The organism is Halobellus captivus (assembly GCF_007655485.1).
Classification (GTDB): Archaea; Halobacteriota; Halobacteria; order Halobacteriales; family Haloferacaceae; genus Haloquadratum; species Haloquadratum captivum.
The window spans coordinates 827,353-842,736 of sequence record NZ_VJXQ01000001.1; the positions used below are offsets into that span (position 1 = coordinate 827,353).

12 protein-coding genes and 2 pseudogenes are annotated in these 15,384 nt (G+C 65.9%); 11 read left to right on the forward strand and 3 right to left on the reverse strand.

Annotated features, from left to right (window positions below; genetic code table 11):
- Positions 1–109 precede the first annotated feature (109 nt).
- The 3 genes from FJT57_RS04125 to FJT57_RS04135 all read right to left on the reverse strand — a co-directional run bounded on the left by FJT57_RS04125 (position 110) and on the right by FJT57_RS04135 (position 3,272).
- On the reverse strand, positions 110–1,936 hold the full coding sequence (locus FJT57_RS04125) for an ABC transporter substrate-binding protein (RefSeq protein WP_144901949.1): 1,827 nt from the start codon (positions 1,934–1,936) through the stop codon (positions 110–112).
- A gap of 201 nt (positions 1,937–2,137) precedes the next feature.
- Positions 2,138–2,704 carry a hypoxanthine/guanine phosphoribosyltransferase gene (hpt, locus tag FJT57_RS04130; RefSeq protein WP_144901951.1) on the reverse strand — a complete coding sequence of 189 codons (567 nt, stop codon included), beginning with the start codon at positions 2,702–2,704 and terminating at the stop codon, positions 2,138–2,140.
- A gap of 136 nt (positions 2,705–2,840) precedes the next feature.
- Positions 2,841–3,272, reverse strand: a complete 432-nt coding sequence (locus FJT57_RS04135) for a type IV pilin (protein WP_144901953.1) — start codon at positions 3,270–3,272, stop codon at positions 2,841–2,843.
- A gap of 250 nt (positions 3,273–3,522) precedes the next feature.
- On the opposite strand from FJT57_RS04135, the gene FJT57_RS04140 reads away from it, so the two are divergent.
- The 11 genes and pseudogenes from FJT57_RS04140 to FJT57_RS04190 all read left to right on the forward strand — a co-directional run bounded on the left by FJT57_RS04140 (position 3,523) and on the right by FJT57_RS04190 (position 15,380).
- A complete protein-coding gene (locus tag FJT57_RS04140) occupies positions 3,523–4,614 on the forward strand; it encodes a monovalent cation/H+ antiporter subunit E (protein WP_144901955.1) in 1,092 nt (363 codons plus the stop codon).
- Positions 4,614–4,898: a cation:proton antiporter gene (locus FJT57_RS04145; protein ID WP_144901957.1), complete on the forward strand. Its 285-nt coding sequence runs from the start codon at positions 4,614–4,616 to the stop codon at positions 4,896–4,898. Before FJT57_RS04140 ends, FJT57_RS04145 begins: the two co-directional genes overlap by 1 nt.
- Positions 4,899–5,201 (forward strand): annotated as a pseudogene (mnhG, locus tag FJT57_RS04150) (monovalent cation/H(+) antiporter subunit G); the annotation flags it as partial.
- 128 nt (positions 5,202–5,329) lie between these two features.
- A complete protein-coding gene (locus FJT57_RS04155) occupies positions 5,330–5,872 on the forward strand; it encodes a DUF4040 domain-containing protein (RefSeq protein ID WP_144901961.1) in 543 nt (180 codons plus the stop codon).
- Positions 5,869–6,300 (forward strand): annotated as a pseudogene (locus tag FJT57_RS04160) (MnhB domain-containing protein); the annotation flags it as partial. The gene FJT57_RS04155 and the pseudogene FJT57_RS04160, both read left to right, overlap by 4 nt.
- A gap of 149 nt (positions 6,301–6,449) precedes the next feature.
- Positions 6,450–6,809, forward strand: a complete 360-nt coding sequence (locus tag FJT57_RS04165) for a cation:proton antiporter subunit C (RefSeq protein WP_144901965.1) — start codon at positions 6,450–6,452, stop codon at positions 6,807–6,809.
- On the forward strand, positions 6,802–8,346 hold the full coding sequence (locus FJT57_RS04170) for a monovalent cation/H+ antiporter subunit D family protein (RefSeq protein WP_144901967.1): 1,545 nt from the start codon (positions 6,802–6,804) through the stop codon (positions 8,344–8,346). Before FJT57_RS04165 ends, FJT57_RS04170 begins: the two co-directional genes overlap by 8 nt.
- Positions 8,343–10,271 (forward strand): cation:proton antiporter, encoded by a 1,929-nt coding sequence (locus tag FJT57_RS04175; RefSeq protein WP_144901969.1) that lies wholly within the window; start codon positions 8,343–8,345, stop codon positions 10,269–10,271. Before FJT57_RS04170 ends, FJT57_RS04175 begins: the two co-directional genes overlap by 4 nt.
- Before the next feature lie 131 nt (positions 10,272–10,402).
- Positions 10,403–12,085, forward strand: a complete 1,683-nt coding sequence (locus FJT57_RS04180; protein WP_394348805.1) for a Na(+)/H(+) antiporter subunit D — start codon at positions 10,403–10,405, stop codon at positions 12,083–12,085.
- 430 nt (positions 12,086–12,515) lie between these two features.
- Positions 12,516–14,726 carry an amino acid permease gene (locus FJT57_RS04185; protein ID WP_144901973.1) on the forward strand — a complete coding sequence of 737 codons (2,211 nt, stop codon included), beginning with the start codon at positions 12,516–12,518 and terminating at the stop codon, positions 14,724–14,726.
- Positions 14,727–14,885: 159 nt separating this feature from the next.
- Positions 14,886–15,380 carry an Lrp/AsnC family transcriptional regulator gene (locus tag FJT57_RS04190; RefSeq protein ID WP_144901975.1) on the forward strand — a complete coding sequence of 165 codons (495 nt, stop codon included), beginning with the start codon at positions 14,886–14,888 and terminating at the stop codon, positions 15,378–15,380.
- Positions 15,381–15,384 lie beyond the last annotated feature (4 nt).

Here is a 15,384-nt window from a genome sequence, read left to right on the forward strand (position 1 = left end):
GGGTCGTTCTTCGTCTCGGTCGTTCGTTTCGGTCAGGTCGGTCTTCGTCTTTGCCGTCCGCCTCAGTCGTGCATTCGCACCGGTCGGTCCGCCCCCTCGACCGCGACGATCAGGCCGAATCGAGCCGCCAGGTGTTTCGGTTCCACGTGTAGCCGAACACTTCCTCGGGGCCGCGGACGGCGCTGTCGTAGCCGACGATTTTGACGCCCATATTCAGGAAGTTGAACGGCTGCTCCGCGGAGAGCGCACCGAATATTTCGGCGAGCGTCTCTCCGCGCTCCGTCTCGTCGACGGTGCCGGTGGCCGTCTCGAACAGCGATCCGAAATCCGTCTCCGGCACGTAGCCGTAGAAGTTGATACCGCCGCGCTCGATCGTGAACCCGCGCGTCGCCGAGGGCGTCCGCGGGTAGGTGTTGAACGTGACGCCGAGGATCAAGTCCCACGGGTCTTGGCTCACGGATCCGTCTCGCGGACCGCCGTTGTACGGTCCGGCGTTCCACGGCGGGTCACCGTCGCCCTGCCAACTGTTGAACACGTGCTGCTCGACGAGCGTGCCGTACTCCTTTCCAGTGATTTCGACGTCGAGACCGACCGCGTCGTACTCCTGAGCGACGAGTTGCGCCGTCGTCTGCACCGCTTGAGAACCCTGTACGAACACGAGATCCAGCGTGACCTGTTCGTCGTCTTCGTCGACGACGCGGTCACCGTCGTAGCGGTACGGTGTCGGGTCGAGGGCCGATTCGAGCAGCTCTCGCGCCCGTTCGTGGCCGTACGTGTCGCCGACGCCGTACTCGGTCACTTCGTCGTCAGCGTACCACTGCGAGAACGTCGGTTGAAACGTGTGCGCGACGTTCCCGTATCCCCGCAGGACGTCGTCGACGATGTGCTCCTTGTCGACGGCGTGCGCCAGCGCTCGCCTGACTGCGGGCTCCCGAAGCGCCTCGTAGAACGACCCGTTCGAGCGCTGGTTGTAGATGAGCGAGGTCATAAACGCCTGCGGGAACACCTTCACGTCGATGCCGTCGACCCCCTCCAACTGCTCGACTCTCGTCTCCGGCACGTCGGTGGCAGTGAGCTCTCCGGATCGAAGCGCGGACAACCGACTGCTCCCCTCGGGGACGACCTGGTAGGTGTAGGAATCGAAGTACGGCGCGTCTCGCCACTCGTCGGGAACGCCGTCGACCTCGCGAAGATAGTACTCGTCGTTCCTGACGGCGACGAACTCGGACTCGCGCTCCCACCGCTCGAACCGATACGGTCCGAGGTTCCCGGCGTACGTGAGCGTCTGGACCTCCTCGTCCTGTTGCAGCCCCGCCTGATCCCCGCCGGGGCGGTACTGTTCGATGAGCGCCTTCGGCATACAGAACGCGCCCCACATAACCGGTCGGAGCGGGAACGCGGGGTCGACCGACTGCAGTTGTATCTCGAAGGAGCGCCTGCCGGTCTTCTCGACGGGGATGGGCTCGCCGTTCTGCCGCCAATCGCCCGTGTTGGGGAACCCCGCCCAGTTGGGATCGGCCTGGAAAACCTCCGTGATCGTATAGATCCAGTCCTCGGCGGTCATCTGGCCGTACTCCGCGCCCCATTCGAGGTTGTCCCTGAGTTCGACCGTGTAAACGCGGCCCTCGTCGGTTGAGATGTCCGCCCACAGCGGGAAGATCTCCTGTTCCGGCGTGACCGCATACGCGCCGTCCAGCGCCAACTGGACGCGGTTCACAGCGGGGTTGTCGTCGACGCTGAGGAAGTTCAACGTTCGCGTCCCCGTCGCCGTTCCCTCGACGTATTCGACGGGTTCTGCGACTGTCCCGTCGCTTTCGGGTGCACTGCATCCCGCGAGCGCCGCCGCCCCACCGAGGCCTAAAAGCGAGAGAAACGACCGTCGGGACCGACCGCGGAGAGTCGGTCGACAGTCGTCAAGACTGGTACCGGATGGCATAGCGTCTACGTGCGACTATCCGCTGAAATACTCTTCGATCACTCAGCGAAAATTTCGGGTTCTGTCGGCCGTATTATCCGAATGTGGGGAGTCCGGTCAGACGGGGCGCACTCGCAGATTTGATAGTGGTCTTGACTCGAGTCAGCCGTTCCAGCCGTATCCCGGCAATCGTCCTATGGAGGTCGTTGCCAGTCGTGGCGGTCAGTCATCGCCGTGCTCGTCGACGATGACGACCTCGCCGTCCTCGACGCGGACGTTGATCAGCGTCTTGACGTGGTGGCCGCTGTCGTCGAGTTCGTTGGGACCGGCCTTCTTGATCACGGCGACAGTGTCGACGATGTCCGCGCCGATGTGAGTGAGCGCGTCGAGGACCGCGCGCATCGTTCCGCCCGTCGAGAGCACGTCGTCCAGGACCAGCACGCGGTCTCCCTCCTCGACGTCGTTGATGTACATCTCGTTCTCGGAGTAGCCGGTCTCCTGGCTCAGCGGCTGCTCGCCTTCGAGGCCGTACTGTCGCTTGCGGATGACGACCAACGGGATGTCGGTCATCAGCGAGACCGCCGTAGAGATGTGAATTCCCATCGCAGCGGGCGTGACGATCTTGTCGACGTCGTCGATCTCGGCCTTGCGGATGATCTTGATAACGATCTCGCGGAGGAGTTCCGGGCGGAGCATCGGCACCCCGTCGCTGATCGGGTGCACGAAGTACTCGTACTTGCCCTTCTCGATAATTGGCGCGTCGAGGAGCGACTGCCGCAGTTGATCCATGCCGACGATTCCTCGGGTCCAAAATAAAAACTGGCGGTTCGGTCCGCGCTGGTACAGGACGGGACACGGTGTGCGTCAACGGGGAGCACAAACAAATAGTGTCAACCAAAAAGACAGAAACAGCGTTTTACGACGATCAGTTGATCGTCGGAGCCGTCGATCGGCTCAGCGTCGCGGAAGAGGATCCGTCAGTGGATTCCCAGACGACGCGGACGGTTTCACCGCTCCAGTCCGCAGTGTTGTTGAATTCCGCGGAGGTCCCGGCTGACACCGTACCCGTCAGCCCGTTGTGCCCGTCCCACTCGACAGAATCCGCCGCGAGGCCGCTCGTACTGAGCTGCGCCGTATCGATCGAATCGCCGCTCTCGTGAGTGATTGTGACATTGGTGGCACTGTTGTAATCGAAGCCGAAGCTCGCTTGCGGGGCCGTCTGCTGGAGTCCCTGACCGAGGTTGAGCACGAACGCGCCGATGACGGCGGCGAGGATGACCGTGATCGCGACCATCAGGATGACCCCAATCACCGGGGACACCGCCTTCTCATCGTTGAATAATTGTATTATGTTCATAGTAAGTTATAGGAAGTATGAGCATATAATAGTAATGGGATGTAGCGTAGCACGCCCCACGCGTTGTCGACTGAACACCGCCGAAATACGGACAGATCAGCATATTGTATAAAAAGAACAGTATCGATTCGAGAGCGTGTGAACGAAAGAGCGGAAGACGTATTTGACCCCCTTAGTAAACGGTACAGTAACGTATGAGTCGTGAGTCCGACGGGTATCGGTCGGTGTCTACCCTGGTGGGTGGTGGCTAGTGGCGGCCGACAGCGCTCGCATCCTGGTTCCGGTGGGCGAATCCTCCACGTTCCGCAACACGGTGGCGTACGCGCTCCGAGAGGCGCAAGCCGCTGCGGAGGGCGAAGAAACGGGGGCCGTTCACTTCGTGTTCCCCGCGCGCTGGCGCGCCGTCGACGGCAACGCGCTCGACGATTCGGCCGCCGCCGACCTGCTCGAACGCGTGACCGTGTGGGCGGACGAAGATCTCGACGTCGACGACGGCGACGAACCCGATATCGAGATAGAGACGGCGGTCGTCGGCATCGATCGCTATCTGTTCAGCCCCGGCGATTTCGCCGCGGTGCTCGTCGAGTACGCCCGGGAGTTCGATCTCGACCGCGTCGTCGTCGATCCGGAGTTCCGACCCGGCGGCAACGCCCCGATGCTGCGACCGTTCGAGGTCGAGCTGGCGCGCACCGACCTCTCCGTCGAGGAGGCACCGGTCGAGCGGCAGACGACGCGGACGCGGCTCGTCTCAGCCGCGACGCTCTCGAAGGGGATCCTCACGTTCGGAGCCACCTATGTGTTTTATCTGGCGGTGGCGGGCTCGCTGTCACCGTTCGACCTCGCGACCGGCGGGGTGACCGCACTGCTCGCGGCAGTCGCGTTCTCGAACGTCTCCTTCGTCACGTCGCCCTCGTTGCGGCGGACCGGTCGCAGGCTCGTCCGGCTGGCGCTGTTCGTTCCGTACCTGGTCTGGGAGATCACGAAAGCCAACATCTCGATCGCGTACATCATCCTCCATCCCGACCTCCCGATCGACCCCGAGATGCGGCGGTTCCGCGGGGCGGTCTGGGGGAGTCTCCCGGTCACGACGCTCGGAAACAGCATCACGCTCACGCCCGGCACGCTGACCGTCGACGTCGGACGCGACGGCCTCGTCATCCACACGCTGACGGCCGACGCCCGCGACGACCTCGCCGCTGGCGGGTTAGAGCGCGCCGTTCGCTTCGTCTTCTACGGGCGGAAGGGAGCGCGCATCCCGACGCCGAAAGAACGCGAGAGCATCTCGCTTCTCGGCGACGACGATGTCGAAACGCCGCCGGAGATACGGGAGGACGATAGCTGATGGCCGTCTCCGGAATCATCGATACGGTGCTCCTCGCGGCGGCTGGCGCGTTCGTCCTGTTCGCCATCGTGTTGGTATACCGGATCGTCGCGGGACCGACAATGCAGGACCGCGTCATCGCCGTCAACGGCATCGGGACGAACGCGGTCGTCGTCCTCGCGCTCCTGGCCGCGGCCCTCGATCAACCGGGATTCCTCGACGTAGCGCTCGTCTACGGGATGTTGAACTTCCTGATGAGCATCGCCATCTCGAAGTTCACCGTCGAGCGCGGGGGTGTGATCTAGATGACCCCCGTCGAACTGGTGGCGATACTCCTCGTCGTCGCGGGGACGTTCTTCGGGCTCGTGGCCGTCGTCGGCATCGTCCGCCTACCGGACCTGTACACGCGGGCGCACGCGACATCCAAGAGTGATACGCTCGGCATCATCCTGACGCTCGGCGGCGTCGCACTGGTGCTGGGAGCGGACGTCTCCGTCGCGAAAACGGTCATCCTCGGGATATTCCTGTTCGTGACGAACCCGACGGCCGCGCACGCGATCACGCGCGCTGCCTACGATCAGGACATCACGCCGTGGATGAGAGGTGACGGACGCCACGCAATCGACGAGTCGGCGGGACCGGTAGCGGGGAACGACACCGGGCAGCCGACAACGGGGAATGACGCGCCGCAGTCACCAGCAGGAAACGACGCGGCACAGTCGGCGGAGGGAGACCAATGACGACCGTGTCGACCACGCTCGCCATCGTGCTCACGTTCTCCGTCCTCGCGGCGCTCGCCGCGATCTTCCTGAGAGACGTCCTCAACGCGATCATCGCCTTCGCCGCGTTCAGTTTCGGCATCGCCGTGGCGTGGATCCTCCTCGCCGCGCCCGACGTCGCGCTGACGGAAGCCGCCGTGGGGGCGGGAATCACGACGGTCCTGTTTCTCGTGACGATCGCCAAGACAGTCCGACCGAGCGGCGAACGGCTTCTCGAAGCCGTCGAATGGCGGTCGGTCGCGATCGTCGTGCTGTTGGTCGGAACGCTTCTGACCACCGTGCGGTCGCTGCCCGCCGTCGGATCGGCCGACGCGCCGGTGGCGACCTCGCGGGTCACGGAGTACTACTTGCAGAACGCCTATCCCGAGACCGGCGTCGAGAACGCCGTCACCGCCGTGTTAGCCGCCTACCGTGGCTTCGACACACTCGGGGAGGCGACGGTGGTCATCGCCGCCGGTGTCGCGGTGCTTCTCGTTCTCAGACAGGAGGCCTACGTATGAGTCACGCCGATTCCGACCAAACCTACGTCGAGAGTACGATCATTATGACGACCGTCCGGGTGGTGGTCCCGTTCGTCTTCACCTTCGGCCTGTTCGTGATGTTCCACGGCGCGGAGTCCGCTGGCGGCGGCTTCCAGGGCGGCGTCATCGTCGCCTCGGCCGTCCTGCTGCTGGCGTTCGCGTTCGGGATCGAACCGACGCGCGAGTGGCTCGAAGGCCCGCTGGTGAAGACGACAATCGCGGTCGGCGGCGCGACGTTCGCGTTCGTCGGCCTCGGCGCGCTGGCTATGAACGGCGCGTTCCTCGAGTACGAGGCCTACGGGTTCGGAAGTGACGGCGTGAAATACGGCATCGAACTCGTCGAACTCGCGATCGGCGCGATCGTCTCCGGCGTCCTCATCAGCCTGTTCTTCAGCCTCGCGAGCGGCGATTTCCTCGTCGTTTCCGCGAATAACGGCATCGAGGCGGAGCCGTCCGAGAACGCCGCGAACGGCAGCGACGATGCCGCCAGCGACTCCGACAACGGGAGCGATGACGGCGTCGACGCCTCGGTCGGGGCGACGGGAGGTGAACTCGCGTGATCGACCTCCTCGGGACGCACTACAACTACCTAGTGTTCGTCGCGCTCGTCGCTATCGGGCTGTACGGCGTGACGGCGAGCACGAACCTCGTGAAGAAGATCATCGGGCTGAACATCTTCCAGGTGGGGATCTTCCTGTTTTTCGTCACCAGCGGGTACGTCGACGGCGCGGCCCCGCCCCTGGTCGGCCACGGATCGGGCCCCTACGCGAGCCCGCTGCCGCACGTGCTGATCCTGACGGCCATCGTCGTCGGCGTCAGCCTGACGGCCGTCGCGCTCGCGCTCATCGTCCGCATCTACGAGGCGTACGGGACGCTCGACGAGGACGCGATCCGGGAGGTGCAGCTGAATGACTGACGCGATCGCGCTGCTCGTCGTGGTCCCGATCGTGCTGGCGCTCGCACCGATCGCGTTCGGCCGCCTGTGGAACCGCACCGGCTGGCTCGCGGCCGTCGTGGCCGCGCTCGCACACCTGGGTCTCGCGCTGGTCGTCGCCAGTCAGGTCGCGGCGACCGGCCGGTTCACCTACGCCGTCGGCGACTACGCGCCGCCGTTCGGCATCGAACTCGTCGCCGACGGCGTGAGCGCGACGCTCGCGCTGCTCGTCTCGGTCGTGACGCTCGCGGTCGTGATCTACGCCCGACGGGCAGGTCCCGATTCCAACGGGTTCTACAGCGGGCTACTGCTGCTGACGGCCGGGATTTCGGGCGTGTTCGTCACCGGCGACCTGTTCAATCTGTACGTGTTCATCGAGATCACCGGGCTCGCCACGTACGCGCTGGTCGCGACGGGTCGCTCGCCCGACGCGGCGCTGTCGAGCCTGAAATACCTCCTTGTCGGAACGATCGGCGCATCGCTGTACCTGCTGGGCGTCGGGTACCTGTACATCTCGACGGGGACGCTGAATATGGCCGATCTGGCGGCGACGATCCCCGAAGTCGGCTACGACTCGCCGCTGGTGCTGACCGGCTTCGGCCTCATCGTCGTCGGCCTCGCAGTTAAGGCCGCGCTGTTCCCGCTGCACACGTGGCAGCCGGACGCGTACGCGGACTCGCCTGACAGCGTCACCGCGTACATCTCGGCGCTTGTTTCGACGGCCGCGGCGTACGCGCTGTTCCGCATCATCTACGCGGTGTTCACGCCCGCGTTCGACGCCGCGGCCCCGTTCGCGCTCGACGCGCTCGTGATCCTTGCCGCGGTCAGCGTCGTCGTCGGCTCCGTGCTCGCGGTGCTGCAGTCGGATCTCAAACGGATGCTGGCGTACTCCTCGGTGGCGCAGTTCGGGCTGATCGTCGCCGGGTTCGCCGTCGCGAACGCGACGGCCGTGACCGGCGGGCTGATCCACCTGGTCGGCCACGCGATTATGAAAGCCGGTCTCTTCGTCGGTGTCGGCGCGCTCGCTGGCGTTGCGGGCGGTCGCACCGTCGACGACTTCGCGGGGATCGCGGACCGCGCGCCGGTCACGAGCGCCGCCTTCGCCGTGCTCGCGTTCGCGCTCGTCGGCGTCCCGCCCGCCGTCGGGTTCGCCGGGAAGTGGCACATCGTCCTCGGTGCGGTCGAGGGCGGTCGCTGGGGCGTCGCAGTCGTCGCGGTCGTGAGCACGCTCCTGACGCTCGCGTACTTCGCCCGCGTCGTCGAGCGGATGTACTTCCGCGAGGCACCGATCGACGCGTCGGCCGATGCCGACGACTCGACCGTGGGCGACAACGGTGCGACCGACGGCACCTTGGCTTCCGACGGCGGTTCGGAGCCGTCTTCGGACGATGCGGCGGGGATCTCGACGGAGGCGAAGGTCGTGGTCGTTGTCGCCGCGGTCGGTGCGGTCGTTCTCGGACTGTTCGCGACTGATCTCGTGGCCGTCTTCGAGCCGGTTCTGGAGGTGTACTTCGAATGAGCGAAATCGACTCTCTCAGACCGCTGGTGGCGGTGCTGCTCCCCGCCCTCGGCATTCTCACGATCGTGGCATCGCACCGGAGACCCAATGTGAGGGAAGGGTTCACGATCCTCACCGCGCTCGCGACGTTCGGCGTCGTCGCCAGCCTCGTCCCCGCCGCACTCTCGGGGTCGCCCCACGTCTCGCGGCTTGGCACGTTCGTCCCCGGCGTGGAGCTGACGCTGCGGGCGGACCCGCTCGGGATGATCTTCGCGCTCCTGGCGAGCACGCTCTGGCTCGTCACGAGCTTCTACAGCATCGGCTATATGCGCGGGCTCGACGAGCACTCCCAGACCCGCTACTTCGCGGCGTTCGCGGGCAGCGTCGGCGCGGCGCTCGGCGTCGCGTTCGCGTCGAACCTCGTCGCGCTGTACGTCTTCTACGAACTCCTGACGGTCGCGACGTACCCGCTCGTCGCCCACGACGAGAGCGACGAGGCGCGCGCGGCCGGACGGAAGTATCTGACCTACACGTTCGGCGGCGGCGTCGCGGTGCTGGCTGGGACCGTCCTCGTCTTCTGGACGACCGGCACCGTCGCGTTCACGCCCGGCGGCATCGCCGAGTTGGCGACGGCCGATCCGCTCGTGGCCCGCGCGGCGTTCGCGCTGCTCGCGGGCGGCTTCGGCGTGAAGGCCGCGCTCATCCCCGTCCACTCGTGGCTACCGGACGCGATGGTCGCGCCGACGCCCGTCTCGGGACTGCTTCACGCCGTCGCCGTCGTCAAGAGCGGCGTCTTCGGCATCGCGCGCGTCGTCCTCGACGTGTTCGGCCCCGAAACGGTCCAGCAGTTGGGGATGGGACTGCCGCTGGCGGCGGTCGCCGCGGTGACGATCGTCGTGTCGAGTATCATCGCCCTCCGGCAGGACAACCTGAAACGACGGCTCGCGTACTCGACGATCAGTCAGCTCTCCTACATCGTCCTCGGCTTGGGACTGCTCTCGCCCGCCGCGCTGATCGGCGGCCTCCTTCACATCCCGGCGCACGCGTTTATGAAGCTCACGCTGTTCTTCTGCGCGGGCGCGATCCACGTCGAGACCCACACCGACGACATCAGCGATATGGCCGGAATCGGTCGACGGATGCCGCTCACGATGGTCGCCTTCGCCGTCGCGAGCCTCGGGATGGCCGGGCTGCCGCTTCTGGCCGGGTTCGTGAGCAAGTGGTACCTCCTGATCGGGAGCATCAACGGAGGAAACGCGATCTTCGCGGTCGTGCTGCTCGTGTCGGGCCTGCTGAACATCGGCTACTTCTGGCCGATCGTCTATCAGGCGTTCTTCCAGACGCCAGAGGACTCCGACGCCAAACCGCTCATCGAGTTCCCGATCGGCGGCACGCGCCTGGCGGCCGACGGCGGCGAACGGGTCGACGAAGCCGAAGAGGGGGGAGGCGACACCACAGAGAGCGACGCACCCGACTCATCCCGCGGCGAGACCGACGCCGACGTCCCGATCGACACCGCCAGCCGGGTCGAGCCCGACGTCGAACCGTCCGAGAGCGAGGGCCGAGTCGAGATCGAGGCCCGCGTCGAGGGCGAGTACGCGGTCGACCGAAATCCGAGTGATCACCTCGGTGCGGACGCGAAGGGTTCGGACGCGAACGAGGATGACGACGATCACGCCGAAGCGGCCCACGATGCTGATGATCACTACGCTGAAGCGGCCCACGACGCTGATGATCACCACGACGACCACGGCCACCACCACGGCGGCCCGCCGCCGTCCGGGTGGGAGCGCCGCGGGTTCGGCGAGGAGAGCACGTGGTTTATGCTCGGCCCGATCACGGCCGCTGTCGCCGGGGCCGTCGCGCTCGGAATCGCGCCGCGGGGAATGGTGTTCCTCGCGCTCGTCCAGCGCGTCGTCGCCGACGCGACGGGGGTGGTGTTCTGATGAGCGGCGCGTTCTCCGCCGCGGCCGCGACAGCGACGATCCTCGCCAGCGAGCCGTCGGTGTCGATACCGACCGCCGACGTGCCGACAGCGATTCCGCCCGCGTTCGTCGTGCTCGCCGTCGCGCTAGTGATGCCGTTCCTCTCGCGGAAACTCGGGCACGCGCTGGGCGTGCTCGCCACCGGCGGGGTCGCCGTCTGGTCGCTCCTCGCGCCCGCGGGGACGTACCTCTCCGTCACCTTCCTCGGCTTCGACGCCGTGCTGTTCAACGTCGACGCCTTCTCGAAGCTGATGGGCGTCATCTTCGGCTTTATCGGCGCGGCCGCCGTGCTGTATTCGTACTCTTCGGAGGCGCGAAACCGGCAGACCGCGTTCGCGCTCGGCTACGTCGGCACCAGCATCGGGACCGTTTTCGCCGGTGACTGGCTGACGATGGTGTTCTTCTGGGAGCTGATGGCCGTCACCTCCACCCTACTGGTGTGGGACTACGGCGGAGAGGCCGTCCGCGCGGGCTTCCGGTACGCCATCTATCACGGCCTCGGCGGGAGTCTGCTGATGGTCGCGGTCGTCTGGCACTACGCGAGCGTGGGCTCGTTCCTCTTCAGCGCGAGCGACGGCATCGTCGTGGGGATCCCGGCCGCGCTCGCCGCCGTCGGGATCGGGGTCAACGTCGGCTTCGTCGGCCTGCACACCTGGCTGCCCGACACCTACCCGCGCCCGCACGTCGCCGCGAGCGTTTTCCTCTCCGTGTACACCACGAAGACGGGCGTCTACGGCCTCGCGCGCGCCTTCCCCGACGGCAACCTCGCGATCGCCTACATGGGCGCGGCGATGGCGCTCGTCGGCGTCTGTTACGCGCTCCTGCAGGATGATATGCGACGGCTGCTCTCCTACCACATCCAGTCGCAGGTCGGCTACATGGTCGCGGGCGTCGGCATCGGTACGGCGCTCGCGACAGCCGGTGCGTTCGCGCACGTGTTCAACCACATCCTGTACAAGGCGCTCCTGTTCATGACCGCGGGCGTCGTGATCGCGCGGGCGGGCGAGCAGCGCTTGAAGTATCTCGGCGGCCTCGGTCGCGCGCTCCCGGTGACCGCGCTGGCGTTCACCGTCGCGGCCCTGTCGATCAGCGGCTTCCCGGGCTTCAACGGCTTCGTGAGCAAGGGCATGATCACCGCGGCCGCGCACAACGAGCATCTGGACGGCATCTTCTACATCCTGCTCGCCGCGGGCGTCGGGACGTTTATGTCGTTCATCAAGTTCGGCTACTACGCGTTCCTCAAGGAGAGCAAAGGGACGTGGAACCTGAAGCGCTCTGTCACCGGCCAACGGGTCGCGATGCTCAGCGTCGCGTCACTGTGCGTCGCGCTCGGGCTCTACCCCGACGCGCTGTTCGCACTCCTGCCCGGCAGCACCGCCGACGCCCACCCCTTCACCCTGGGGCACCTCGGCGAGGGATTCGTGCTGGCGGCGCTCGGCGTCGTCGGCTTCGCGATCCTCAAAAAGCCGCTGTCGAAGGTCGGTCCCGGCGTCGACGTCGACGCCGTGATCGAACCCGCGACGTTCTACGGGATGCGCGGACTCGTCCGAGGCGTCACCGGCCTGTTCGCGGTCGTCGACCACATCGTGGTCGATCTCACGACGCGGTCGCTCCGAGCCGCGGCCGATCCCTACGGCGCTGTTCGCGGGCCACTCGGTGCGCTCGTCGGCGGAGACGGCGAAAACCTCCGCGACGGCAGCCTCCGGGCGAGCATCGCAACGAGCGTCCTCTTGGTACTCGTCGTGTTGGGTGCGACGCTCGTCGGTCTGCTGTAACCTCCCGAATCTCTGTTTCGCGGTTCAATATCGTAAGCGGTGCCCGCCAGGAACCAGTCAGCGGAAGGTAGTTGTTATCACTCCATCAAAATAGACGTTTTGGTAGCATATACTAGTTTGAAGGACAGATCAGTATCTGTTCGAAGTTCTTATTCCGTTCTGTCCGATACAGTCGAACACGTGACTGCCACGCGCGCCGTCCCGCGATACGACACGATGACAGGACAAAGCGCCATCTACCGCGTCCGAAACGATCCGCAGGTCGTCGGGCCCACGTCTGGAGGGGAATCGATCACAGGCCATCGACCAGAGAGCGTCGGGACCGTTCGAACGTCCGGAACCCGCCTGTGGCGGCGCCGCGACGAAAATTTGGGGGGTTGGCCCGACGGAAAGGCCCCGGAGTCGACGCGCTCACGGGCGGTGAACTGACGTGCCGAAGGAGCTCGAACGCGACCTCGGCCTCTACGCGGTGCTCGCAATCAGCATCGGCGCGATGGTCGGCAGTGGGATCTTCATCCTTCCGGCCCTCGCGGTCGACATCGCCGGACCGGCCGTCATTCTCGCGTACGTCGTCGCCGGCGTTCTCGTGCTTCCCGCGGCGCTCTCGAAATCCGAGATGGCGACGGCGATGCCCGAAGCGGGCGGGACCTATCTGTTCATCGAGCGGGGGATGGGACCGCTCCTCGGAACCGTCGCCGGGATCGGCACGTGGTTCGCGCTCTCGTTCAAGGGCGCGCTCGCGCTCGTCGGCGGCGTTCCCTACCTGCTTTTAGTCTTCGACGTCCCGCCGAGCGTTACGACGCCGGTCGCGCTGGGTCTAGCGACCCTGCTCGTCGTCGTGAACCTGCTCGGCGCGAAACAGACCGGACGGCTCCAGGTCGGGATCGTGGTGGTGATGCTCGCCGCGCTCGTCTGGTTCGTCATCGGCGGAGTACCCTCGCTGCGGGGAGCGAACTACACGCCGTTTTTCCGCGGCGGCGCGGGGGGACTGCTCGAAGCGACCGGCCTCGTGTTCGTCTCCTACGCCGGGGTGACGAAAGTCGCCAGCGTCGCCGAGGAAGTCTCTGACCCGGACCGGAACATCCCGATCGGCATCTTGGGCTCGCTCGCGTTCACCACGGTTCTCTACGCGCTCATCGTGACGGTGATGATCGGCGTCACCGACCCCGCGAGTATCGCCGACAGCGAGACGCCGATGGCCGTCGCCGCCGACGCGACGCTGGGAACCGCTGGCGTCGCAGCGGTCGTACTGGCCGCGATCCTCGCGCTCGTGAGCACGGCGAACGCGGGGATTCTCTCCTCGTCGCGGTACCCCTTCGCGATGGCGCGCGACGACCTCGTTCCGGATCTGATGGCCTCGGTCCACGAGCGGTTCGGAACGCCGTCTAACTCGATCACGCTCACCGGCGTGGTGTTGCTCCTACTGATCGCGTTCGTGCCGCTGCTCGAAATCGCGAAGCTCGCGAGCGCCTTCCAGATCCTCGTCTTCGTGTTGATCAACCTCGCCGTCATCGCGTTCCGCGAGGGGAGCGCCGAGTACGAGCCGTCGTTCTCGTCGCCGCTGTACCCGTGGATACAGATCTTCGGAGCCATTGGCGGGGTAGTCTTACTGACGCAGATGGGAACCGTTCCGCTCGTCGGCGCGGTGGTGATGACCGCCGCGGGCGTGGGCTGGTTCCTCGCCTACGGACGGAGACGCGTCGACCGCGAGGGTGCCGCAGTCGATGCGGTCCGTCGACAGGTCGGTCGCAACGCCGTCGACCGAACGCGAGAGACGATCGACGAGACCGAACGCGACCATCGCGTGCTCGTCGCGCTCGATCACGAGCTCTCGAAGGACGAGGAGCGCTGGTTCCTTCGCATCGCCGCCGCCGTCGCCCGCGCGAACGACGGCGAGGTCGTCGTCGCGCGGTTCGAGCAGGTCCCCGATCAGATCTCGCTCACGTACGCCTCCGAGACGGAATCGCCAGCGGACGTCCAGTTCGAGACCCAGACGGGCGAACTCGACGCCGAGTTCGACGTGCCCATCAGCAGCGGAAGCATCGTCTGCCACGACGTCCGCCACGCCGTCGTCAACTACGCCGAGCACGAGGACGCGGATATGCTCCTGATGGAGGACGCCTCGCCCGCTGGCCTCCGGGGCCTCCTGTTCGGCTCCGACGTGGAGTGGGTCCTCCGACACGCCCCCTGCGACGTCGGTCTCTTGAACCCGGGTGCGAACGGATTGGGCGACTGCGACGTCGTCGGGGTCCTCTCCGACGAGGGACCGTACGATCCGGTGAAGATCGCCGTCGCCGATGCGATCGCCGCGGCCGCGGGCGGGTCGATCACGCTGGCCTACGCGGGCCGCTCGGACGCCTCCGACATCCAGGGGCGAACCCTCCAGGACTACCACGCATCGGTCGCCGCGCTCTGTTCGGTTCCGGTTCAGAGCTGCGTCTCGTTCGGCGACCCGCACCAGATGAGGTCCGACGAGGATCTCTCGGACGCGGATTTACTCGTCGTCAGCGCGACCGAACGGACGAACGACGCGATCGCCGCGTACCTCACCGGGACTGACAGGCCCGTCCTCATCGTCCACCAGCAGGAGACCGAACTGCGAGGGCGGATCGGGCGCGCGCTCGAACGACGGTTGTTCTGAGTCGCGACGGAACAATCGCTGTTCTGAGTAGAAACCGAAACGATCGCTGCCCGGCTTCGACAACGGAGCTTTCCTGTGGATTTTTCGGGATCCCAGTGACGACGGGAGCGGTCACCGCCGAGCACAACACCTATTTAGTATTCGATTTGCACACAGTGTATGGCCGCAGTCGATCTCGACGATCTCGACCGCTACATCGTCTACGCGCTCCAGAAGGACGCCAGACACACCTCCAGCAGCGACATCGCGGAGGCGAAAGGCGTCTCAGCCAGCACCGTCAGAAACCGAATCTCGAAGCTCGAATCGGCGGGCATCATCCGGGGGACCCACGTCGACGTCGACTACGAGAAGATGGGCTTTCAGCTCTACACGATCATCTTCTGCACGGCACCGATCCCGAAGCGCGAGCGGCTGGCCGAGCGCGCGCTCGAAGTCGACGGCGTGATCTTCGTCAGAGAGATTATGACCGGCGAGGAGAACGTCCACATCACGGCCGTCGGTCGCGACAGCGACGACCTGAGCCGAATCGGCAGAGAGCTCAGTTCGCTCGGGTTCGAGATCGTCGAAGAGGAGATTATCCGGAACGAGTACTCGAACCCCTACAGCGAGTTCGGAACGTGTCTCTCCGACGACGACGAAACGCCGGAACGCTGAGCCG